General features: G+C 58.9%; 21 protein-coding genes and 1 tRNA gene. 3 read left to right on the top strand and 19 right to left on the bottom strand.

The annotated features are described in order from the left end of the window. Positions 1–254: 254 nt before the first annotated feature. Positions 255–1,643, bottom strand: coding sequence for an aromatic ring-hydroxylating oxygenase subunit alpha (locus tag ACTV8E_RS14755; protein WP_443199949.1), 1,389 nt, complete (start codon positions 1,641–1,643; stop codon positions 255–257). Between the two features lie 180 nt (positions 1,644–1,823). Here ACTV8E_RS14755 and ACTV8E_RS14750 point away from each other — a divergent pair, with 180 nt between their 5' ends. Further along, on the top strand, positions 1,824–2,807 hold the full coding sequence (locus ACTV8E_RS14750; protein ID WP_443199948.1) for a LysR substrate-binding domain-containing protein: 984 nt from the start codon (positions 1,824–1,826) through the stop codon (positions 2,805–2,807). 44 nt (positions 2,808–2,851) lie between these two features. Here ACTV8E_RS14750 and ACTV8E_RS14745 read toward each other — a convergent pair whose 3' ends face one another. Both ACTV8E_RS14745 and ACTV8E_RS14740 read right to left on the bottom strand, forming a co-directional pair. Then, positions 2,852–3,310, bottom strand: a complete 459-nt coding sequence (locus ACTV8E_RS14745) for a nuclear transport factor 2 family protein (RefSeq protein WP_443199947.1) — start codon at positions 3,308–3,310, stop codon at positions 2,852–2,854. A 32-nt stretch (positions 3,311–3,342) separates the two neighbouring features. Then, positions 3,343–4,317, bottom strand: a complete 975-nt coding sequence (locus ACTV8E_RS14740; protein ID WP_443199946.1) for an NAD(P)H-dependent flavin oxidoreductase — start codon at positions 4,315–4,317, stop codon at positions 3,343–3,345. Positions 4,318–4,614: 297 nt separating this feature from the next. Here ACTV8E_RS14740 and ACTV8E_RS14735 point away from each other — a divergent pair, with 297 nt between their 5' ends. Beyond that, positions 4,615–5,586: an NAD(P)H-dependent flavin oxidoreductase gene (locus ACTV8E_RS14735; RefSeq protein ID WP_443199945.1), complete on the top strand. Its 972-nt coding sequence runs from the start codon at positions 4,615–4,617 to the stop codon at positions 5,584–5,586. 5 nt (positions 5,587–5,591) lie between these two features. Here ACTV8E_RS14735 and ACTV8E_RS14730 read toward each other — a convergent pair whose 3' ends face one another. The 16 genes from ACTV8E_RS14730 to rlmE form a co-directional block, all read right to left on the bottom strand. Next, complete coding sequence (locus ACTV8E_RS14730) at positions 5,592–5,759, bottom strand: hypothetical protein (RefSeq protein ID WP_443199944.1); 168 nt, start codon at positions 5,757–5,759, stop codon at positions 5,592–5,594. A 548-nt stretch (positions 5,760–6,307) separates the two neighbouring features. Further along, on the bottom strand, positions 6,308–6,685 hold the full coding sequence (locus tag ACTV8E_RS14725) for a BON domain-containing protein (RefSeq protein ID WP_251835008.1): 378 nt from the start codon (positions 6,683–6,685) through the stop codon (positions 6,308–6,310). A 251-nt stretch (positions 6,686–6,936) separates the two neighbouring features. After that, positions 6,937–9,042 carry a polyribonucleotide nucleotidyltransferase gene (pnp, locus tag ACTV8E_RS14720; protein ID WP_251835007.1) on the bottom strand — a complete coding sequence of 702 codons (2,106 nt, stop codon included), beginning with the start codon at positions 9,040–9,042 and terminating at the stop codon, positions 6,937–6,939. 164 nt (positions 9,043–9,206) lie between these two features. Further along, entirely contained in the window at positions 9,207–9,476 is a 270-nt protein-coding gene (gene rpsO / locus ACTV8E_RS14715; RefSeq protein ID WP_251835006.1) for a 30S ribosomal protein S15, read from the bottom strand. 121 nt (positions 9,477–9,597) lie between these two features. Beyond that, positions 9,598–10,515 carry a tRNA pseudouridine(55) synthase TruB gene (gene truB, locus ACTV8E_RS14710; RefSeq protein ID WP_251835005.1) on the bottom strand — a complete coding sequence of 306 codons (918 nt, stop codon included), beginning with the start codon at positions 10,513–10,515 and terminating at the stop codon, positions 9,598–9,600. A gap of 3 nt (positions 10,516–10,518) precedes the next feature. After that, entirely contained in the window at positions 10,519–10,902 is a 384-nt protein-coding gene (gene rbfA, locus ACTV8E_RS14705) for a 30S ribosome-binding factor RbfA (protein WP_251835004.1), read from the bottom strand. Between the two features lie 128 nt (positions 10,903–11,030). Further along, the gene (gene infB, locus ACTV8E_RS14700) at positions 11,031–13,517 is read right to left on the bottom strand and encodes a translation initiation factor IF-2 (RefSeq protein ID WP_251835003.1); all 2,487 of its coding nucleotides are present in this window, start codon (positions 13,515–13,517) and stop codon (positions 11,031–11,033) included. Positions 13,518–13,545: 28 nt separating this feature from the next. Next, positions 13,546–15,027 carry a transcription termination factor NusA gene (gene nusA, locus ACTV8E_RS14695; protein WP_251835002.1) on the bottom strand — a complete coding sequence of 494 codons (1,482 nt, stop codon included), beginning with the start codon at positions 15,025–15,027 and terminating at the stop codon, positions 13,546–13,548. A 47-nt stretch (positions 15,028–15,074) separates the two neighbouring features. Then, on the bottom strand, positions 15,075–15,533 hold the full coding sequence (gene rimP, locus ACTV8E_RS14690) for a ribosome maturation factor RimP (RefSeq protein ID WP_251835001.1): 459 nt from the start codon (positions 15,531–15,533) through the stop codon (positions 15,075–15,077). Positions 15,534–15,830: 297 nt separating this feature from the next. Then, positions 15,831–15,916 (bottom strand) — tRNA-Leu (locus ACTV8E_RS14685). A gap of 12 nt (positions 15,917–15,928) precedes the next feature. Further along, positions 15,929–16,309, bottom strand: coding sequence for a preprotein translocase subunit SecG (gene secG, locus ACTV8E_RS14680; protein WP_251835000.1), 381 nt, complete (start codon positions 16,307–16,309; stop codon positions 15,929–15,931). Positions 16,310–16,311: 2 nt separating this feature from the next. Beyond that, positions 16,312–17,067 (bottom strand): triose-phosphate isomerase, encoded by a 756-nt coding sequence (gene tpiA, locus ACTV8E_RS14675; protein WP_251834999.1) that lies wholly within the window; start codon positions 17,065–17,067, stop codon positions 16,312–16,314. A 99-nt stretch (positions 17,068–17,166) separates the two neighbouring features. Beyond that, positions 17,167–18,504, bottom strand: a complete 1,338-nt coding sequence (gene glmM / locus ACTV8E_RS14670) for a phosphoglucosamine mutase (protein WP_443199943.1) — start codon at positions 18,502–18,504, stop codon at positions 17,167–17,169. A gap of 14 nt (positions 18,505–18,518) precedes the next feature. Continuing rightward, entirely contained in the window at positions 18,519–19,373 is an 855-nt protein-coding gene (gene folP / locus ACTV8E_RS14665) for a dihydropteroate synthase (protein ID WP_251834997.1), read from the bottom strand. 12 nt (positions 19,374–19,385) lie between these two features. Further along, positions 19,386–21,293 (bottom strand): ATP-dependent zinc metalloprotease FtsH, encoded by a 1,908-nt coding sequence (gene ftsH / locus ACTV8E_RS14660; protein ID WP_251834996.1) that lies wholly within the window; start codon positions 21,291–21,293, stop codon positions 19,386–19,388. 156 nt (positions 21,294–21,449) lie between these two features. Beyond that, positions 21,450–22,079 (bottom strand): 23S rRNA (uridine(2552)-2'-O)-methyltransferase RlmE, encoded by a 630-nt coding sequence (gene rlmE, locus ACTV8E_RS14655; protein WP_251834995.1) that lies wholly within the window; start codon positions 22,077–22,079, stop codon positions 21,450–21,452. 71 nt (positions 22,080–22,150) lie between these two features. On the opposite strand from rlmE, the gene ACTV8E_RS14650 reads away from it, so the two are divergent. Continuing rightward, complete coding sequence (locus ACTV8E_RS14650; RefSeq protein WP_251835359.1) at positions 22,151–22,462, top strand: YhbY family RNA-binding protein; 312 nt, start codon at positions 22,151–22,153, stop codon at positions 22,460–22,462. Positions 22,463–22,469 lie beyond the last annotated feature (7 nt).

The following is a 22,469-nucleotide window of genomic DNA, read 5'->3' as shown; positions in this document are numbered from 1 at the left end:
CTCCATGCATTCTTTTGAACGATGGTCGATAATATAAACGATGATTGCTCGGGGTCAAGCCGACCCTCGTCGCCTCCGGCCTGATGGCGAGCCCCGTAAAAAGCCAGTCGATACATGGCCTTCAGGCTCATCAGATAGCCAACCGGAAACCCTGCCTGGCGCATGCGCAGGCTATCGGGATTTCTATCCGTTCGACGTACTTCACGCCAGTCCGAGCGGCCACCACCTGGTGGCCGCATCGGGGCGATGACCTCCTAGGCCAGGTTGACGGCGTCGATTCTGTCGCTCCTGAACAGGTACTCCTCGCGCAGCACCCGGTGCTTGTTCACGATGGCCAGCTCCTGGACGGGGTTGGGGCGATTGCCAGGGAAGCCGAAGGACTTCATGCCGATCTGCACCTGCTCCATATTCTTGAAGTCCTGATCGAGAATGATCGAGACCTCGCCCACCCCGCGCCAATCCTCCTTGCCCATGAACTGATGGCGGGTGATGGCGGGCTCCGACCCCGGGCTGTAGCGCTGCAGGCCCCAGACGTCGTAGATACAGGAGTCCGGGTTGTCGCCATCGGGGCGTGAGCGGTACACGATCACACCATCGGGGTAAGGCAGGGTAACCAGGTTCGGGAACACCAGCCAGTCAGCCCCGGCCCTGGCCATCTGCTCCGGGGTCAGGTCGGGCCAGCCGGCACCTTCCGCGAGAGCCGCTTCCCTCTGGAACTGGAGAGTCTTGCCTATTACAGAGGCAAACGACTCGTCGGCACTGGCCTCCGTCATCAGGCGTCGAGCCGCCGCCGCATCACGCTGCGTGTAAAGCACCACCGGCAACTGGCGGGTCAACTGATCGAAGTGACCGATAATCCCTTCCCGCAGGTCGCGGGGCGGTTTGTTCAGACGTGGCGAGGGCTGACCGAAAGGAGCCCGCTCGTACGGATACATGAACATCCCGTGCTTGCCGTGAGCGTAGCTGCGCGTGTAGTCATCACCCATGAACTCCAGCACCTGAGGGTGGGTAGCGGCCACGTGGTAGCCCTCCTCGAAGGCTTCCGGCGCCACCTTCCAGTTGCACGGCAGGCGGAAGGTCGCATAGAAGCGGAAGCGCATCTTGCCGTATTCGTAGGGCGTAAGCGCCTCGGCCGCGGCGCCCAGGTACTGGATCAGGGGCTCGGCGTTCATGTCCATGTTGATGAAGACGAAGCCTTCCCAGGTCTCGCAACGGGTTTCGCGCAGATGCAGGTCGTCATCGTTCATCGAACTGCAACCGTGCCAGTCTTCACGGTCGAGCACCCGGGCGATCGAGCCGTCCAGGTTCCACTGCCAGCCGTGGTAGTTGCAGTGGAACTTGGCGGCATGACCGCAATTGGCGGTCAGGCGCCGGCCACGGTGCAGGCAGACGTTGTAGTAGCTCTTGATCGTGTCCGGCGCGGTACGCACGACGATGAACGACTGGTTGCCGATCTCGTACGTGACGTAATCGCCCACCTTGGGAATCTCCTCCTCCCGACAGGCGACCTGCCAGACCTTGTTCCACATGCGCTCGTATTCGAGCTGCTGGAAGGCCGGGGAAATGTAACCGGAGGCAGGGATGAAATCGTCACGAACCGTCTCCGCAGCCAGCGCTGCTTCTACTTCTTTGGGTATGAGCATGAGCTTCTCCTGGTACTAATCGAACGGTCTTGGTGCCGCCTATCCCTGGCGCTGAAAAACGCAAACCACCGCTTTATCCATACTTGTGGCGTGGTTATTCTGGAGCAGCCGCATTTGGGAAATAAGTGGGATAGTTGTAAAATAACTTTTAACCCAGGGTTCAAAGTAAGGCTTGAGCACATGGACGACATCAGCGGCCTGATCCCCTTCGTGCAGGCGGTCAAGAGCGGCAGCTTCACCGCAGCCGCCAAGCAGTTGGGCATCTCGACCACTGCGGTCAGCAAGAGCATCGCCCGCCTGGAACGCCGGCTCGACACCCGCCTGTTCAACCGCACCACGCGGCGGCTGCACCTGACGGCCGAAGGCCAATTGTTCTACGAACATGTGGACGCGGGGCTGGCGCAGATTCGCCAGGCCTCCGCCCTGCTCAGGGATGCGCGGGAAGGCCCTGCCGGCACCCTGCGGGTCTCGACCGTGACCTATTTCGGACGCTACTTCCTGATGCCCCTGGTGCCGGACTTTCTGGAGGCCTACCCCAAGATCGACCTCGAGATCAGCATCAATGACGAGATGCCGGATCTGGTCGAAGAGGGATTCGATATTGGAATCGTGCACGGCACGCCGAGGGAGACGCGCTACGTGTCACGGCATCTCTATCGGCTGCCTCTCGTGCTGGTGGCCAGCCCCGAATACCTCGCGCGCAAAGGCGAGCCGCACACGCCTCAGGAACTGAAGGAACATGACTGCGTAGTGGCTGTCGGCCCCGCCGGACGGGCCGTCTGGAGTTTCCAGCCGGCCTCGCGACCGGGCTCGGAAACGGCAGAGCACTACCTGTACAACCCAACGGGCCGGGTGGTGGTCTCCAAGCTGCTCGACACGGTCGTCGATGCTGCCCTGATGGGCCTGGGGGTTACCATCGCCTTCGTCGAGTCGGTACTGCCGCACCTGCAAAGCGGGCGCCTGCGCGTGCTCCTGCCCGACTACCTGATCGAAGACCAGGGCGACGCCAACGTCGAAATCCACCTGCAGTACCCAAACCGGGAATATGTCTCGCTCAAGGTGCGAGCCCTGGTCGACTTCCTGGTGGAACGCTTCCGCGCCTACGAGAAACTCGACTACAGGCCCGCGACCCTCAGAGCCCTGTATGGCGAAACGGTCGACTGAACGCGCCAGCAAAACCCGGATCGAGGCCTGACGCGGGGCGGCCCTCACCTACCGCTATTCGGGTGCCATGGTTCAATGTCGACGCGCAGCCGTTTCAGCCGCAGGGACTGGATCCGCCACTGTCCATTGATACGCCGGTAGGTCTCGAAGTAATGGCCGTATCCGTGCAGCGACTTGATGGGCGAATCGCTCCCCTCAGCCCAGCGGAGCACGTCTTCCATGGCCCAGACTCCATTCGCCATCGTCCCGCACGTGATCTCGATCTCGGGGCAGTGGCCATGGTGAACACTGACCGCCGACGCCAGAGATGGAACGATCACACGCAGAATCTCGGAAACACCAGTGATTGCGCATCCCGGAACATCGTCACTGATGTCGAAGCTCGCATCCGCTGCGAAGAGCGCTTCGAGGCCCGGCCAGTTCTTGCTGTCGATCATCCGAAAGTAGCGCGCCTTGAGCTGCTTGATGTCCTCGATCGCAACCAACCGATCCACCGCATTCATTCATGAAATCTCCACCAACTTCCGCGCCACACTCAAGACCTGGCCCACTCGGCAGCCTGGCAGAGTTGCTCCTGGCACTGCCGCACCATGCGTTCGAGCAGCTCTGCGCAGGTCGGGATGTCGTCCATCAGGCCGATGGCCTGACTCGCCCATATCAACCCGTCACTGGCGTTACCCGACTCCAGCGCAGCCCGTCCGCGCGCACCGGCCACCAGTGGCCGCACATCCTCGAAGGTGCAGCCTCCAGGGCGACGCTCGATGCCCACCACCTGTTCGGAAATCTCGTTCCTGAACACGCGACCTGTATTCTTCAGGGTTCGGAAGATCAACAGCGTATCCCGTTCGCTGCCCTTGATTACCGCTTCCTTGATGTCCCGATGGATCGGAGCCTCCTCGGTGAGCATGAAGCGCGTCCCCATATTGACGCCCTGCGCGCCCAGTGCCAGCGCCGCCGCCAGGCCACGACCGTCGGCAATACCACCGGAGACGATAACCGGAATCTTCAGTGCCTGCAGTGCTGCAGGAACCAGCACCAGGCCACCGACGTCTTCCTCACCCGGATGGCCCGCGCATTCGAAGCCGTCGATGCTGATGACGTCGACCCCGTTGCGTTCCGCACTCACCGCATGACGTACCGAGGTGCACTTGTGCAGGATGCGAACGCCGGCCGTCTTGAACCTGTCGACAAACTCCTTCGGGCAGTTGCCCGCCGTTTCGACGATCTTGATCCCGCTGTCGATGATCGCCTGCACGTATTCGGCATAGGGTGGCGGGTTGGCCGAAGGCAGGATGGTGAGGTTCACGCCGAAGGGCTTGTCGGTCATGCCACGGCAGCGCTCGATCTCGGCACGCAGCGCATCCGGCGTCGGCTGGGTCAGCGCCGTCAGGATGCCAAGCCCCCCGGCGTTGGAAACGGCGGAGGCGAGTTCGGCACGACCGACCCACATCATGCCGCCCTGCACGATCGGATACCTGATGCCAAGGAGTTCTGTGATTGCAGTTTTCATGGTTCCCTTTTCTCCTGATGCGTAGAGCTTGCGAGCAGATGGATTGCGTGGCACTCAAGAGACGGCCATGGCCATGTGCTGCACATCGACCAGTGGCGGCGCCGGTCATGGCGCTCCACACGGTGGTGCCTGGGGGCCAGACCCGCTGCCGTACCTGGATTTCTTGAGCGCCCGCCGCCGTTCTGCTATATGAACATTGTTCAAGATAATCTATCATTTCTGGCGGATCAAGCGCCCGATCCACGCCGTATGGACGACAGCCATACACCAGAACGCCGTCCATCCTTCGGAGAGATCATGTTCAAGACTCGAATCACCGACCTTTTCGGTATCCGCTACCCGCTGATCCAGGGCGGTATGCGCTACGTATCACGGGCGGAACTGGTGGCCGCCGTGGCCAACGCGGGAGGTCTAGGCTTTCTCTCGGCCCACAGCTTCGCATCGCCCGAAGCCCTGCACGCCGAGATCGAGAAAATCCGCACCCTGACCGACAAGCCCTTCGGTGTGAACCTCACCATCCTGTCCAAGCTAAGCGTCAGGCCGGAGGACAGTGCCCAGGTGATCCTCGACGCCGGAGTGCAATGCGTGGAAACCGCCGGAGGCAATCCGGCCAGGTTCATCACTGCCTTCAAGGAAGCAGGCATCAAGGTTCTGCACAAATGCACGGCGGTTCGCTTCGCCCTCAAGGCGGAGCAACTCGGCGCGGACGCCATCAGCCTGACCGGTTTCGAAGCGGCAGGTCATCCGGGCGAGGACAACGTCCCCAATACGGTTCTGATCCCGGCAGCCGTCGACAGACTGAAGATTCCCGTGGTGGCCAACGGCGGCTTCGCCGACGGGCGGGGCCTGGCAGCGGCGCTGGCGCTCGGCGCCGAGGGCATCGCCATGGGCACCCGCTTCCTCATGACTCAGGAATCGCCAATGCCCAATGCCGTGAAGGCCCGCTACCTGTCCGCCAGTGAATGCGACACGACGCTGATCTGCCGCTCCATCGGTGATTCCACCCGGGTGCTGAAGAACGGCTTGGCCGACCAGATCCTCGAACTGGAGAAATCGGGCACGGCCACTCATGACGAGCTGATGCCGCTGGCAAGCAGCCTGCGCTGGATTCAGGCCGCCGAGAAAGACGACCCGGACGACGGCGCCTACGCTGCCGGCATGGGCGTGGGCCTGATCCACGATATCCCCAGCTGTCATGAGTTGGTGCAGAAGATCATCGGTGATGCCCGCGCGATCATCGACAAGCGCTTGCGGGACATCGCGGGCTGAGCCGCCTAAAAAGGTTCATCACGGATTACCAGCAAAGCAGCGCTGATCTTTATGAAGCTGCTGCTTTCCCGGTCGCCATAGGCCATGCGTTTGATCACCTGGATGCAGTTATTGATCTCCTCTGCTGTCCGGCATGCAGGATCAGCGCATGCGCCCACAAATACCGCGCCCATATCCCGCTCAGGCGTTTGGCAAACAGCCTCAAAGCGGGAACCTGACTTTCCCGGGCACTCCGCAGCCATTTGCTTCCAAGCCGCCCACCACAGCCAAGCGCTGCCTGCCATCCATACGAGTGCAGCCACAGATGCGGCCTATCGACGAACATTTGAAAACGCGGATCGCGTGCGTCACATGATTATCGGCTGGCTAATCGACCACACTCCGCGCTGACCAGGCTGGATGCACGAAGCCGGGATTTCAATGAGCCGGGAGCGCAGCATGAGGATAAGTCATGGCTCATACACAACCGCTCGGGTGGGGGCCAGAACGCCGCCGAGCGTTTGAGGTAGCAGCAGTTGCCGAGGTCGCCGCAGAGGTACATAATTGTGTCAATTCTCGTTGAGCGAATTAAGAAATCATATTATTAATCAACGAGTTGTATGCGTTTCTATGTTCCCATCGCCCGCTCCAGACTGCAACAAAAAAAGCCCTGATCACTCAGGGCTTTTTTATTTCCGCAAGCTCGCTGATTCAGGCCTTCATAGACCAAATCAACGCATGCTTACTCGGCTACTTTCAAACCATCCGCAGCCACGTCGCGTACGCCTTTGATCTCCTTGGTTCTGGAGATGGCCATATCGCGCTCGGCTTCGGTAGCGACTGTGCCGGACAGTGAAACCACCCCATTCTTGGTTTCCACCTCAATTTCCATACCGGGGGTGGTGTCATCGGCCAGCAGGGTGGATTTGACCTTGGTAGTGATCCACGTATCGGAAACCGCATCGCCTGCCTCATCCATGGTGTCATTAGCGGCCAGTAGCAGCGACTGGGCAGGAACGGTCTGAGGGAGCTGATTATCGGCCAGGGCCAGACTTGCGAACGGCAGACTAAGGGCGGCGGCAATGGCTACCGAGGTCAACGAGGTCTGGAAGTTTTTCATGTTTTTCACTCCTGTCTTTTAAGGAATCTGCAACGCGCTCCGGCTACAGATATCAGAACAGGCGCAAGCGGCATGCCAGCTTCGCTTAACTTTTAATCCTTTATATTTCAATAGCTTAGTAAACGATACGCACCATGACTCTATGCAATTTGCACGCTTTTGCCGTTGCGTTGCGTGCAACCTGCAATGCACCAATCTCGCTCACAAAAACAAAAAGGCCCCGAAGGGCCTTTTCTTTATGCGCTGTTCAATCAGGCTTGGGACGCTTTCGCCGCCGCCACGTCCTTGATCGACAGCTTGATGCGACCGCGGTTGTCCACGTCCAGCACCAGCACTTCAACTTCCTGGCCTTCCTTGAGCACATCGGTGACCTTCTCGACGCGCTGATCGCTCAGCATCGAAATGTGCACCAGGCCGTCCTTGCCCGGCAGGATGTTCACAAAGGCACCGAAATCGACGATGCGCTCGACCTTGCCGACGTAGATCTTGCCGATCTCGGCTTCTGCCGTGATGCTCAACACGCGCTGCTTGGCAGCTTCGGCCGCATCTTTGGTTTCGCCGAAGATCTTGATCGAACCGTCATCTTCGATGTCGATCGACGCCTTGGTCTCTTCGCAGATGGCGCGAATGGTGGCGCCGCCCTTGCCGATCACGTCGCGGATCTTGTCCTGGTCGATGCGCATGGCAATCATGGTCGGTGCGTTGGCGGACAGCTCGCTGCGCGACTCGCCGATCACCTGGTTCATTTGCCCCAGGATGTTCAGGCGTGCTTCCAGGGCCTGATTCAGGGCGATCTCCATGATCTCTTCAGTGATGCCCTGGATCTTGATGTCCATCTGCAGCGCGGTTACGCCCTTGGCAGTACCGGCGACCTTGAAGTCCATGTCGCCCAGGTGGTCTTCGTCACCGAGAATGTCGGTCAGGACGGCGAACTTCTCACCTTCCTTGACCAGACCCATGGCAATACCGGCCACCGGAGCCTTCATCGGCACACCAGCGTCCATCAGCGCCAGGGACGCGCCGCACACCGAAGCCATGGAGGAAGAACCGTTGGATTCGGTGATTTCCGAGACGACACGGATGGTGTAGGGGAATTCGTCAGCGCTCGGCAGCATGGCGGCGACGGAGCGGCGGGCCAGGCGACCGTGACCGATTTCGCGGCGACCGGTGGCGCCCATGCGCCCACATTCACCGACCGAGTAGGGCGGGAAGTTGTAGTGCAGCATGAAGGGGTCTTTCTTTTCGCCTTCCAGGGTGTCGAGCAACTGCGCGTCACGGGCGGTGCCAAGCGTGGCGACAACCAGTGCCTGAGTTTCGCCACGGGTAAACAGGGCCGAGCCGTGGGTCTTGTCCAGAACGCCGACTTCGATGTTCAGGCCACGCACAGTGCGCGTGTCGCGACCGTCGATACGCGGCTTGCCGTTGACGATGTTCTCGCGCACGGTGCGGTATTCGATTTCGCCGAAGGCTTCCTTCACTTCGCCGGCGGAAGGCTGGCCTTCTTCACCAGAGAAGCGAGCGACGACCTGGTCGCGCAGCTCACCCAGGCGCGCGTAGCGATCCTGCTTGATGATGATGGTGTAGGCCTGGGAAATCGCCTCACCGAACTCGCTGCGGATGGCATTGAGCAGCTCGGTGTTTTCAGCCTTCGGCTGCCATTCCCAGCTCGGCTTGGCCGCTTCGGCCGCCAGCTCGGTGACCGCCTGGACCACCACCTGGAACTCCTCGTGGGCGAAGAGTACGGCGCCCAGCATCTGGTCTTCGGTCAGCTCCTTGGCTTCCGACTCGACCATCAGGACGGCGTCCTTGGTGCCTGCCACGACCATGTCCAGGCTGGAGGCCTTGAGCTGCTCATAAGTCGGGTTCAGCAGGTAGCCGGTTTCCGGGTGGAAGGCTACGCGAGCGGCACCGATAGGACCGTTGAACGGAATACCGGAAATGGCCAGCGCGGCAGACGTACCGATCATCGCGGCGATATCCGGATCGGTCTTCTTGCTGGTGGAGATCACAGTACAGATAACCTGCACTTCGTTCTGGAAACCTTCCGGGAACAGCGGACGGATCGGACGGTCGATCAAGCGCGAGGTCAGGGTCTCTTTTTCGGAAGGACGCGCTTCACGCTTGAAGAAGCCACCGGGGATCTTGCCGGCAGCGTAGGTTTTTTCCTGATAATGCACGGAAAGGGGGAAAAAGCCCTTGCTCGGATCAGCCGTCTTCGCGCCGGTTACAGCAACCAGCACGGCGATATCGTCGTCAACGGTGACCAGCACTGCGCCGGAGGCTTGGCGGGCGATACGGCCCGTCTCGAGGGTTACGGTCGATTGACCGAACTGAAATTTCTTGATGACCGGGTTCACGGTGTGTTCCTTCTTATGTTGCCTTGGGGGAAATCTTCAGAGGATGCGGGAATCGGACCCAGCCTCCCCTGAAAAGCATGAAGCTGGAAGCACAAAGCTGGAAGCAAGCGCAATGTGCGTTGCTTCCAGCTTCATACCTCCAGCTCCAGCTCGGCGTGCGACGCTTAGCGACGCAGGCCCAGGCGACCGATCAGGGCGCTGTAACGAGTGATGTCCTTACCCTTCAGGTAATCCAGCAGCTTGCGGCGCTGGTTAACCATACGGATCAGACCACGACGGGAGTGGTGGTCCTTGCCGTTGGCCTTGAAGTGGCCTTGCAGCTTGTTGATGTTGGCGGTCAGCAGGGCTACCTGCACTTCCGGGCTACCGGTATCGCCTTCAGCTTGCTTGTACTCGTTAACGATCTGGGCTTTTTCTTCAACGCTCAGTGCCATGGTAATGGACTCCTAGAGTGAACAGGCCGGGACGAATCCCGTGTTTTAAAAAGAGGCATGACCGTGCCTGCTAACAGCCACCCTCGTTGCCGCGAATCGCATGACGATCCGCGGGTTCCGGTCATTCCGACCGAATCAGTCGACGCGGCGCAACGCGCCCGTCATCACTCACTTCACCGATACCGATAAAGCGACCGGTGTGATCCTGCACCCGCATCATGCCGAACTTCGGCGCTTCCGGGGCACGGACTGGCTGACCATGCAACCAATAATAGGCGCTATGCTCGGACAGCTGGATCAGCGGCCAATCTGTCAGGCCACAATCCACCGGCAACAGAAAGCGATCCACAGCTTCCGCGCCGCCTTCAGCATGAACGGCTTCCAGCTCTTCCAGGCTGATCGCCTGATCCAAGCCGAACGGCCCTGCCTGAGTCCGGCGCAATTCAACCACATGGGCACCACAGCCGAGCAGCGCACCCAAGTCTTCCACCAGGGTACGAATATAAGTGCCCTTGCTGCAGCCAACGGCCAGGCGAACCTTGTCGCCCTCACAGGCCAGCAATTCCAGGCGGGAGATAGTAACAGAACGCGCCTCGCGCTCCACTACTTCCCCGGCACGCGCCAATTTATAGAGAGGCTGACCGTCTTTTTTCAGTGCCGAATACATCGGCGGCACCTGCTGGATCTCACCGCGAAAGCGCGGCAGCAAAGCCTCGATCTCGGCGCGACCAACCGTCACCGCGCGACGCTCGAGAACTTCGCCCTCGGCATCGCCGGTGGTGGTCGTCACGCCAAGTTGCATGACGGTTTCGTAGGCTTTGTCGGCATCCAGCAGGTACTGGGAAAACTTTGTAGCCTCACCGAAACACAGCGGCAGCACACCGGTTGCCAAGGGATCAAGGCTGCCGGTGTGGCCCGCTTTTTCCGCATTCAGCAGCCAGCGCACTTTTTGCAACGCGGCATTGGAGCTGAAGCCATGCGGCTTGTCGAAAATCAGTACACCGTTGACCTTGCGGCGTATGCGTTTGACCTGAGCCACGCGTTATTCCCCGTCCTTGGTGTGCTGGCGATCCTCGGCTACCGCACGCTCGATCAGCACCGACAATTCAGCACCACGACGAATGCTCGCATCATAGTGGAAGCGCAGCTGCGGCACGCTGCGCAGCTTCATCGACTTGCCCAGCAGCATACGCAGGTAACCAGCCGAGTCGTTGAGGATGTCCAGATTCAACTTGAGCTTTTCGTCGTCAAAATCACCCATCAGGGTGATGAAAATCTTTGCATGCCCGACATCGCGACTGACTTCCACCGCGGTGATGGTCACAAACCCGAGCCGCGGGTCGCGAACCTCACGGGGAATCATTTGCGCCAGCTCGCGTTGCATCTGGTCGCCGATGCGCTGGGTGCGACTGTATTCTTTAGCCATAAAAACCTGCCTCAAGCGGCCAGTGCACGCTTGGAAAAACCATGAAACTGCAACGGCAAACGGCAAGCTCGATCAGTAGCCAAAAGGCCACCTCTCGAAGCTTGCCGCTTGAAGCGTGCAGCCGCTCGTTAGAGCGAGCGCGCCACCTGGACCTTCTCGAACACTTCGATCTTGTCCCCGACCTTAACGTCGTTATAGCTCTTCACGCCGATACCGCATTCCATGCCGGCACGCACTTCGGCCACGTCGTCCTTGAAGCGGCGCAGGGATTCCAGCTCGCCTTCAAAAATGACCACGTCCTCACGCAATACACGGATCGGACGGTTACGGTGCACCAGCCCCTCGAGCACCATGCAACCGGCAACCGCGCCAAACTTCGGCGAGCGGAAGACGTCGCGCACTTCGGCAATACCCAGGATATTCTCCCGAACATCACTGCCTAGCATACCGGTGAGCGCCTTCTTGACGTCCTCGATGATGTCGTAAATGACGTTGTAGTAGCGCATGTCCAAGCCTTCGGCCTCGACAATCTTGCGCGCTCCAGCATCAGCCCGCACGTTGAAGCCAAACAGTACGGCGTTGGAAGCCAGTGCCAGGTTGGCATCGGATTCGGTGATACCGCCGACACCACCGCCGACTACGCGCACCTGCACTTCGTCATTGCCCAGGCCGTTGAGCGAACCCTGCAGAGCTTCCAGAGAACCACGCACATCGGACTTGAGGACGATGTTGAGCGTCTTCTTCTCGTCCTGGCCCATGGTCTCGAAGATGTTCTCCAGCTTGCCGGCGTGAGCACGGGCCAGCTTCACTTCGCGGAACTTGCCCTGACGGAACAGTGCTACTTCGCGAGCCTTCTTCTCGTCGGCGACGACAGTCAGGTCATCACCGGCTTCAGGCGTACCATCCAGGCCGAGAATCTCGACCGGAATAGCCGGGCCAGCTTCTTTGACCTGCTTGCCGCTCTGATCGAGCATGGCGCGGACGCGACCGAAGGTCACACCGCACAGAACCACATCACCCTGACGCAGAGTACCGTCCTGGACCAGCACGGTTGCTACCGGACCACGACCCTTGTCAAGACGCGATTCGACCACGACACCGCGGCCTGGCGCAGACGGGGTTGCCTTGAGCTCGAGAATTTCGGCCTGCAGCAGCACGGCTTCGAGCAGCTCATCAACGCCGGTACCCATCTTGGCGGACACCGGAATGAACGGCGTGTCACCGCCCCACTCTTCCGGAATCACATCCAGCGCGGCCAAGCCGTTCTTGATGTTGTCCGGATTGGCTTCGGGCTTGTCGATCTTGTTGATTGCAACGACCAGGGGCACCCCAGCGGCTTTCGCATGCTGGACCGCTTCTTGTGTCTGAGGCATGACGCCATCATCAGCTGCCACCACGAGGATCACGATATCGGTCGCCTTCGCACCACGGGCACGCATGGCGGTAAACGCGGCGTGACCAGGGGTATCCAGGAAGGTCACCATGCCGCGCTCGGTTTGAACGTGGTAGGCGCCGATATGCTGGGTGATGCCGCCAGCTTCGCCCGAGGCGACCTTGGCGCGACGAATGTAGTCGAGCAGCGAGGTCTTGCCATGGTCGACGTGACCCATCACGGTCACAACCGGTGCACGAGTCATTGCCTCGCCTTCGAATTTCAGCGATTCAGCCAGCTGCTCTTCAAGCGCGTTGTCGCTGACCAACTTGACCTTGTGGCCCAGTTCTTCAGCCACCAGCTGTGCGGTTTCCTGATCAAGAACCTGGTTGATGGTTACCGGAGTGCCCATCTTGAACATGAACTTGATCACTTCCGCGGCTTTCACAGACATCTGCGCAGCAAGATCGGCCACGGTGATGGTTTCGCCGATGGAAACATCACGCACAACCGGACCGCTCGGGCTCTGGAAGCCGTGCTGATTACGCTTCTTCAGCCGGCCCTTGCCACGTCCGCCACGACGAAAGCCATCGCTTTCTTCGTCGAGAGTACGCGGTGCGACACGTGGAGACGGGGCCTTGTCCTTGGAAGCCGGACGCGGCTGCGCAACCTTGCGCTCACGCCGATCATCCACCACTTCGCGTTTTTCAACACGACGCGGCTCTTCTTTCTTACGCACTTCACCGGCAGCTGGAGCAGCTGCTTCGCGCACCACCGGGCTACCCGGCTCAGCCTTGGCAGCTACCGGAGCTTCTGCGCTCGCGGCAGGTTGCTGCCGGGCAGCTTCTGCCTGGGCTTTCTGCTTCGCTTCTTCTTCGGCCTTCAAACGCGCCGCTTGCTCAGCAGCACGCTGTTCTTCCAATTCACGCTGCTTGTCGGCCTCGATTTCAACCGGGCTGCGCTTGACGAAGGTCTTCTTCTTACGGACTTCGACACTGATGGTCTTGCTGCCTGGAGCTTTCAGGGTCGTGGTGGTCTTGCGCTGCAAGGTAATCTTGCGCGGCTCATCTCCCTTCGCACCATGATCACCCTTCAGGTGGCTCAACAGCGCCTGTTTTTCACTATCGGTCACTACTTGCTCAGCGCTCGTGTGCGGCAGGCCAGCCTCACGCATCTGCAGCAGCAGTCGCTCGACCGGTGTGTCGACCACTTGGGCCAGTTCTTTCACCGTGACTTGCGTCATGCATTTCTCTCCTCAGGCCGCAATTGCTTTACTCGAACCAGTGGGCTCGGGCGGCCATGATCAGCTTGCCGGCACGCTCTTCGTCCATGCCGTCGATGTCGAGCAGGTCGTCGATCGACTGCTCGGCCAGGTCTTCGCGGGTGGCAACGCCCCGCAGTGCCAACTCAACTGCCAGCTCCTTGCCCATGCCCTCAAGGGAGAGCAGGTCTTCGGCCGGTTGCACGTCTGCCAGTTTTTCTTCGGTCGCGATCGCCTTGGTCAACAGGCGATCCTTGGCCCGGGCGCGCAGCTCATTAACGATGTCTTCGTCGAAGCCATCGATATTGAGCATTTCCTCCATGGGTACATAGGCAATTTCTTCCAGGCTGGTGAAACCCTCTTCCACCAGGACCTGTGCCAATTCTTCATCAACTTCCAGCTCATCGATGAATGCTTGCATGATGTCGCCGGTTTCAGCCTGTTGCTTGGCCTGAATATCGGCTTCGGTCATGACGTTCAGTGTCCAGCCAGTCAACTGACTGGCCAGACGCACGTTCTGGCCGCCGCGGCCAATGGCCTGCGCCAGGTTGTCTTCGCCGACGGCAATATCCATCGCATGGGCATCTTCATCGACAATGATCGCCACCACTTCCGCGGGGGACATGGCATTGATCACAAACTGTGCGGGGTTGTCGTCCCACAGCACGATGTCGACACGCTCACCACCCAGCTCACCGGAAACTGCCTGCACGCGCGAACCGCGCATGCCGATACAGGCACCCTGTGGATCAATGCGCTTGTCCTTCGAGCGCACCGCGATCTTGGCGCGCGAGCCCGGATCACGGGATGCTGCCATCACCTCGATCAGCTCTTCGGCTATTTCCGGCACTTCGATACGGAACAGCTCGATCAGCATCTGCGGCGCAGTGCGCGACAAAATCAGTTGGGGGCCGCGGTTTTCTGCTCGAATTTCCTTCAGCAGCGCACGAACGCGCCCACCGACTCGGAAAATCTCCCGCGGAATGATCTCTTCACGCGCCAACAAGGCCTCGGCGTTATTGCCCAAGTCAATGATTGCACTGTCCCGGGTAACCTTTTTCACGGTTCCGGAAATGATCTCGCCGACCCGCTCGCGGTAAGCGTCGACAATCTGCGCGCGCTCGGCTTCGCGCACTTTCTGCACGATTACCTGCTTGGCAGTTTGTGCAGCGATGCGGCCGAACTCGATAGATTCGATCTTTTCTTCGACGACATCACCGACCTGAGCGTCAGACTTGTGCTCTTGGGCCTCGGCAACGGTTAACTGAGCTGCCGGATTCTCCTGATCCTGGTCTTCGACCACAGACCAGCGACGGAATGTGTCGTAGTTGCCGGTTTGGCGGTTAATCGCCACCCGCAGCTCAACCTCGTCTTCAAAACGCTTTTTGGTGGCGGTTTCCAGAGCGAGCTCAAGCGCCTCAAAAATAACATTAGCCGGTACGCCCTTTTCATTGGACACCGACTCAACAACCAGCAGTACTTCTTTGCTCATTGTACGCCTCGCCTTTCGCAATCCATTGGATCCGCGGGATCCGCGTTTTAGTCAAAACGGGGAACGATATTGGCCTTATCGATCGAATCGATCGGCAACAGGTACTCATGATCGTCAACTAACACCACGACATCCTGCTCTTCTACCCCGCGGAGAATCCCCTGAAAGTTGCGTCGCCCGTCAAAAGGAATACGCAGTTTGATCTTCACCTGCTCACCGGCATACACAGCGAACTGCTCCAGTGTAAACAAGGGCCGATCCATTCCCGGGGAGGAAACTTCAAGGGTGTATTCATTGCTGATCGGGTCTTCCACATCAAGCACGCCACTTACTTGACGACTGACCTTTTCGCAGTCATCGACGAGAATGCCATCAGCATGATCAATATAGATTCGCAGCAGTGAATGCTTGCCTTGGGGAAGAAATTCGATACCCCAGCATTGATAGCCCAAGGCTTCGATCACAGGAGACACCATCGCTTGCAACTGTTCTAGCTTGCTCGACATCGAGAGCCTCCTTTTTTTGGAAATAAAAAATGGGCGAAACGCCCATCCATTCACCCATCCATGAACAGGATGGAACTGACCATGCAGCCAACAAAAAGCCCCTGAACAGGGGCTTGGCTACAACTGGCTGCGGGGCTGGATGAACCAACGTCCTTCGGGATACGCGCCCGACGAGCTACCAGACTGCTCCACCCCATACACCTAAAGCTGGAGCGGCAGTATATTGCCCTGCCCTACAAAGGTCAAACACACATCCCGCAAACAAGAATACCCGCTAACAGCGGGCATTCTTGTGTATGGTACCGAGGAGGGGACTCGAACCCCTACAGCCTATGGCCACTACCACCTCAAGGTAGCGTGTCTACCAATTCCACCACCTCGGCAAAACTGCTTTGTTACTCCTGACCCGGAACTACCGGCACATCAGCCTCATTGGCTGCTGGCTTGGTCGCTTCGGGCAGCGGGACGTCTTCGACGGCCGCTGGCTTCTGCACTTCCAACACTGCAGGATCAGGCAAACCGACCTGGTCAAGCATATCAGCTTTATCTTTAGCAAAATACGCTAAACCCAAGCTGGTAATGAAAAAAACCGCAGCGAGTATACCAGTAATTCGACTCAGAAAGGTAGCAGAACCTTGACTACCAAATACTGTATTCGAAGCGCCAGCACCAAACGACGCACCCGCATCCGCGCCCTTACCTTGCTGAATCAGCACCAGCCCGATTACCGCCAGCGCCATCAACAAGTGAACAACAATCACGACAGTCTCAAGCATCTTCAGCTTCCCGCGGCACGACAGATCGCACCAAACTCTTCCGCGTTCAGGGAGGCCCCACCAATGAGCCCACCGTCGATATCCGCCATGCCGAACAACTCAACCGCATTGGCCGCCTTAACACTGCCGCCGTAGAGAATTCGGACACCGCGCGCAACCTCAGCACTTTCAGCTCTCAGCTGCGCACGTATCGCGGCATGTACTTCTTGCGCTTGCTCCGGGCTCGCTGTCAATCCGGTACCAATGGCCCAAACCGGCTCGTAAGCCACCACCGCACGCGAAAAGGCACCAACCCCCATTTGTTCAATCACGCTACCCAACTGACGCGCAACAACTTCTAGCGTCAACCCGGCCTCACGCTGCTCCAGCGTTTCGCCAACACACAGCACCGGCATCAAGCCACAAGACTGTGCGGCTGCGAATTTCCGGGTCAACATGGCATCCGTCTCACCCAGCACCTGACGACGCTCGGAATGACCGATCAATACCATGCTGCATCCAGCATCAGCCAGCTGACTGGCTGCAATCTCGCCAGTCAAGGCACCCTGCATCGGTTCTACTGCGCAGTTCTGCGCCCCGACAGCAATTGCCTTACCTTCCAAGCCCATGACCACCTGATGGAGGTAAAGACTCGGCGGCATGACCGCAATCTCAACACCAACCGGCAACGCCAACTGACGAAGACCTTTAATCAGCTCCGCAACGCTGGCGCGGGTACCGTGCATCTTCCAGTTACCAGCTACCAGTGGTCGACGCATGCTGCACCTCGTCGGTCAAAGTGGGCGCAGATATTACCCAACAGATTGAATACTGGCAAGCGAATCAAATACATAGATTGGCTTCGCTTGCTCGATGGATTACGCGCAAGCATCAGCCACGATTTTAGCCAAAGCCTCGGCATGACTACGCACCTGAGCCTCATCGTCACCTTCAACCATGACGCGCACCAGCGGTTCGGTTCCGGACTTGCGCAACAGCACGCGCCCACGCCCCGCCATCTTTCGAGTAACCTCATCACACGCCTCCTGCACTGAGGGATTTGCAACGGGATCCTTACCGCCGCCAAAACGCACGTTGACCAGCACCTGAGGGCATTTGCTAAGCCCCTGACGTGCTTCCTGCAATGTTTCCTTGCGATGCTTGAGCGCCATCAACACCTGCAATGCGGCAATGATCGCATCACCGGTAGTTGTGTGCCGGCAGCATACGATATGCCCCGACCCCTCACCGCCCAGCTGCCAGCCACGAGCTGACAGCTCAGCCATCACATGACGATCCCCGACCTTAGCTCGAGTGAACGGAATTTGCAGCTCTTGAAGCGCGACCTCCAGACCCAGATTACTCATCTGAGTGCCCACGACCCCACCGTTGAGGATGCCGCGCTCATGATAGTCACGGGCAATGATGAACAGCAGTTCATCGCCGTCCACCGCCTGCCCACTCCGATCGACCATCAGCACCCGATCACCATCACCATCGAAAGCGATCCCGATATCTGCGCCTTGCTTGAGCACTTCGGCCTGCAGCGACTCTAAATGCGTGGAGCCGCAACCCTCATTGATATTCAAGCCGTCGGGCTGGGCAGACAACACACTCACCTGCGCACCCAGCTCGCGAAATACGCTGGGCGCCACTTTGTATGTAGCCCCATGGGCGCAGTCGATCACCAGCTTCAGACCACCGAGCTTAGTGCTGGTCGGTACACTGCTTTTGCAAAACTCGATGTAACGCCCGGCGGCATCGTTGATTCGCGATACCTTGCCGATCTGAGCCGACTCGACAACACTCATCGGTTGATCGAGCAGCTCCTCGATCAACGCCTCCACTTCATCAGGCAACTTGGTACCCTGACCGGAGAAGAATTTGATGCCATTGTCATAATGCGGGTTATGCGATGCACTGATGACGATTCCCGCTTCGGCATTGAAGGTGCGAGTTAGATAAGCGATGGCCGGGGTCGGCATCGGCCCGAGCAGCATCACATCTGCGCCCGCTGCTACCAGACCCGCCTGCAAGGCCGATTCAAACATGTAACCGGAGATCCGCGTGTCCTTGCCGATCAACACCCGGCAAGTACCCTGCCGACGGAAAGCCATGCCTGCCGCCCAACCCAGCCTGAGCATGAACTCGGGAGTAATTGGAAATTGGCCGACGCGTCCACGTATGCCATCGGTACCAAAGTACTTTCTACTCATGCTTGCTCCATAAATTACTCAGCGGACTCGACTGCCGCGATCATCCTTACGACATCGGCCGTTTCCGCGACATCATGAACCCGAATGATGCGAGCCCCCTTGGCCACCGCCAGGGCTGCCAAGGCCAGGCTGCCGTAAAGCCGTTGTGGGACCTCACGGCCCAATGCCTGACCAATCATTGTCTTGCGCGAGACACCTACCAGCAACGGACGACCGAGCTTGTGCAGGTCGGTCATGTGTTTAAACAAGCTCAGGTTATGCTCAAGCGTCTTGGCAAAGCCGAAGCCCGGATCGAGCACGATGCGCTCCTCGGAAATACCCGCCTGTACGCATTCAGTCATGCGCAGCCGCAAGAACTCCGCCACTTCAACCGTTACTTCCCGATCATAGTGCGGGCTGTGCTGCATGGTCCCCGGCTCACCTAGCATGTGCATCAAGCAAACCGCCATGTTGCTATCCACAGCCGCATCCAAAGCGCCATCGCGACGCAGGGAGCGCACATCATTGATCAATCCTGCGCCCAGACGAGCCGTTTCACGGATCACTGCCGGCGTGGATGTATCAACCGAGATCACCACATCCAGTTCGCGAGCAATGGCCTCGACAATCGGCGCCACGCGCTCAATCTCCTCAGTGGGGGATACCGGTCGCGCTCCCGGGCGCGTCGACTCGCCGCCTACATCGATCAGCGACGCGCCGGCCTGTACCATTGCCGCCGCATGTCGTAAGGCTGAGTCGCGTTGAGTGTAGCTGCCGCCGTCGGAAAAGGAGTCCGGCGTGACATTGAGGATGCCCATCACGTGTGGACGGGACAAATCAAGAACCCGGTTGCCGCAAGGCAACCGGGTCGGGTCAAGCAGTTTGGTCATGAAAAACCTTGATCAGTGTTCGCCTGCCGGGCCTCCGATGGGCGACTCCGGCCGTTCGGCACGAGGCTCGGAATTGCCCGAGGCGCCCGAACCATCCTCCCAGTCGCGTGGCGCTCGTGGCGTGCGACCGGCCATAATGTCATCGATCTGTTCGGCATCGATGGTTTCGTATTTCATCAAGGCTTCAGCCATCGCGTCCAGCTTGTCGCGATTATCCACCAGCAGTTGCTTGGCGGTGGCATAGCAGCCATCAATGATACTGCGAACCTCTTCATCGATCAGCTTAGCCGTTTCACCCGAGACATTGGTGTGCTGGCTGCCTGCGCTGCGCCCGAGGAACACTTCGCCTTCTTCTTCGGCATACATCAGCGGACCAAGCTTTTCCGAAAGCCCCCATTTGGTCACCATGTTCCGCGCCAGCTGTGTGGCCCGCATGATGTCATTGGAGGCACCGGTGGTCACGCCATCAAAGCCCAGTGTCATCTCTTCGGCGATACGTCCACCGAACAACGAGCAGATCTGGCTGATCAGTGCGCGCTTGGACAGGCTGTAGCGATCCTCTTCCGGCAGGAACATGGTCACACCCAGAGCCCGACCACGGGGAATGATCGAAACCTTGTAAACCGGATCGTGCTCGGGCACCAAGCGACCCACGATTGCATGCCCGGCCTCATGAAAAGCGGTGTTGAGCTTTTCTTTCTCGGACATGACCATGGTCTTGCGCTCGGCGCCCATCATGATCTTGTCTTTGGCCAGCTCGAATTCCTTCATTTCCACCAATCGCTTGCCGGCACGCGCAGCAAACAAGGAAGCCTCATTCACCAGGTTGGCCAGGTCGGCACCGGAGAAACCGGGTGTACCACGGGCAATTACCGAGGCCTCGACGTTATCGCCGATCGGCACCTTGCGCATGTGCACCTTGAGAATTTGTTCGCGACCGCGGATATCCGGCAGACCGACCACCACTTGCCGGTCAAAGCGCCCAGGGCGCAGCAGCGCCGGGTCAAGCACGTCGGGACGGTTGGTGGCCGCGATGACGATCACACCATCGTTCGCCTCAAAACCATCCATCTCCACCAGCAACTGGTTGAGCGTCTGCTCGCGCTCGTCATGACCGCCACCCAGCCCGGCACCACGGTGACGACCGACGGCGTCGATTTCGTCGATGAAAATGATGCAGGGCGCGTGCTTTTTGGCCTGCTCGAACATGTCACGCACACGACTGGCGCCGACACCGACAAACATTTCCACAAAGTCCGAACCGGAAATGGTGAAGAACGGCACCTTGGCCTCACCCGCAACGGCCTTGGCCAGCAGGGTTTTACCGGTACCCGGTGAACCGACCATCAGCACGCCGCGCGGAATGCGTCCGCCCAGGCGCTGGAACTTGCCCGGATCGCGCAGGAACTCAACCAACTCGCTGACTTCTTCCTTGGCCTCGTCGCAACCGGCGACATCGGCAAAGGTGGTTTTGACCTGGTCTTCCGAAAGCAGGCGCGCCTTGCTCTTGCCGAAGCTCATCGGACCGCCCTTGCCACCAGCGCCACCCTGCATCTGGCGCATGAAGAACATGAACACGGCGATGATCACCAGAATCGGGAAGCTGGCTACCAGCAACTGAGTCCAGATGCTCTGCTGCTCAGGCTGCTTGCCTTCGATCACTACGTTGTTGTCGATCAAGTCCCCGATCAGGCCACTGTCCTGAATGGCCGGACGAATCGTCTTGAAAGTCCCACCATCGGTGCGCTTGCCGGCGATCACGAAGCCATCGACGGTCACCCGCTCGACGCGCCCCTCTTTCACCTGACTGATGAACTCGGAATAGTTCAACGTTTGCGGTTCGTTGGGGGTGGAGAAGTTGTTCATCACCGTCACCAGCACGGCTGCGATGATCAGCCACAGGATCAGATTTTTTGCCATATCGTTCAATTAGCTACCCTCTGAAGCTGGCCCCGGTCCGGAGCATGCCCCGCATGACGGCTGGTTTATTCCGGCCTAACTTACTACACAACCCCTGCCAGCGCAGGTGCCGTCTGTAACCCTTTATGAACCTTTGACTGCAGGCTCGGGCGTTAATTACATCTGCTGATCGCGAAAACCGCGGGCCAGCAAATACTGCTCTCGCGATCTATCCCGCGAGGACAGGGGCTTGCGCATCTGCACCTTCTCGAACATCTGGCGCGTCTGCTTGTGATACTCGTCGAAGCCTTCACCCTGGAAAATCTTGATCAGAAAATCGCCACCAGGGCGCAGTACCCGGGTGGCCAGGTCCAATGCCAACTCGCACAAATACATGGCGCGTGGCTGATCGGAGGCTCTGACACCACTCATATTGGGGGCCATATCGGAAATCACAAGGTCTACTTTGGAATCACCAATGGCTTCCAGCAATTGCGCGAACACGACATCATCGGTGAAGTCGCCCTGGACAAAGGTCACATCAGGGATGCTGTCCATCTCCAGAATGTCCGACGCGATCAGGCGCCCCCTGTCACCAATAACCCGGCTGGTCACCTGTGACCAGCCCCCAGGGGCAGCGCCCAGATCGACCACGGTCATGCCGGGGCGCAGGATGCGATCCTTCTCCTGGATCTCCAACAATTTGTAGCTGGCACGGGATCGGTAACCGTCCTTTTGCGCCATCTTCACATAGGGGTCATCAAAGTGTTCTTTCAGCCAGCGCTGGCTAGTCTTGGAACGGGCCACGTAATACCTCTTGGACGACGGCTCGGGTACACTAGCCGCCTTTTTTGTACATTGAACTTCAGGGCTTGATTATGGCGCTCTCGCAAGAGCAGAAGAAACAATTCAAATCTATCGGCCACCATCTGAAACCGGTATTGATCGTCGCGGATAATGGCTTGAGCGAAGGAGTCCTGGCTGAGCTGGAACGCGCGCTTGCCGACCATGAACTGATCAAGATCCAGTTTCGCATCGCTGAACGGGATGATCGTCACGCAGTGATCGTGGAGCTGTGCCAGGCCGCCAACTGCGAGCTGGTACAAAGCATCGGAAAAATGGCCTTGGTGTATCGCAAAAATCCTAATGCGAACCGCCAGCTTTCCAACGTCCATCGGCACCAGGCTTAAGCAAAAC

It is taken from the genome of Pseudomonas sp. B392_1p (genome assembly GCF_052245235.1).
Taxonomy (GTDB): Bacteria; Pseudomonadota; Gammaproteobacteria; order Pseudomonadales; family Pseudomonadaceae; genus Serpens; species Serpens gallinarum.
Note: the sequence above shows the minus strand (reverse complement) of the source record. Positions and strands in the feature narration are given on the sequence as shown.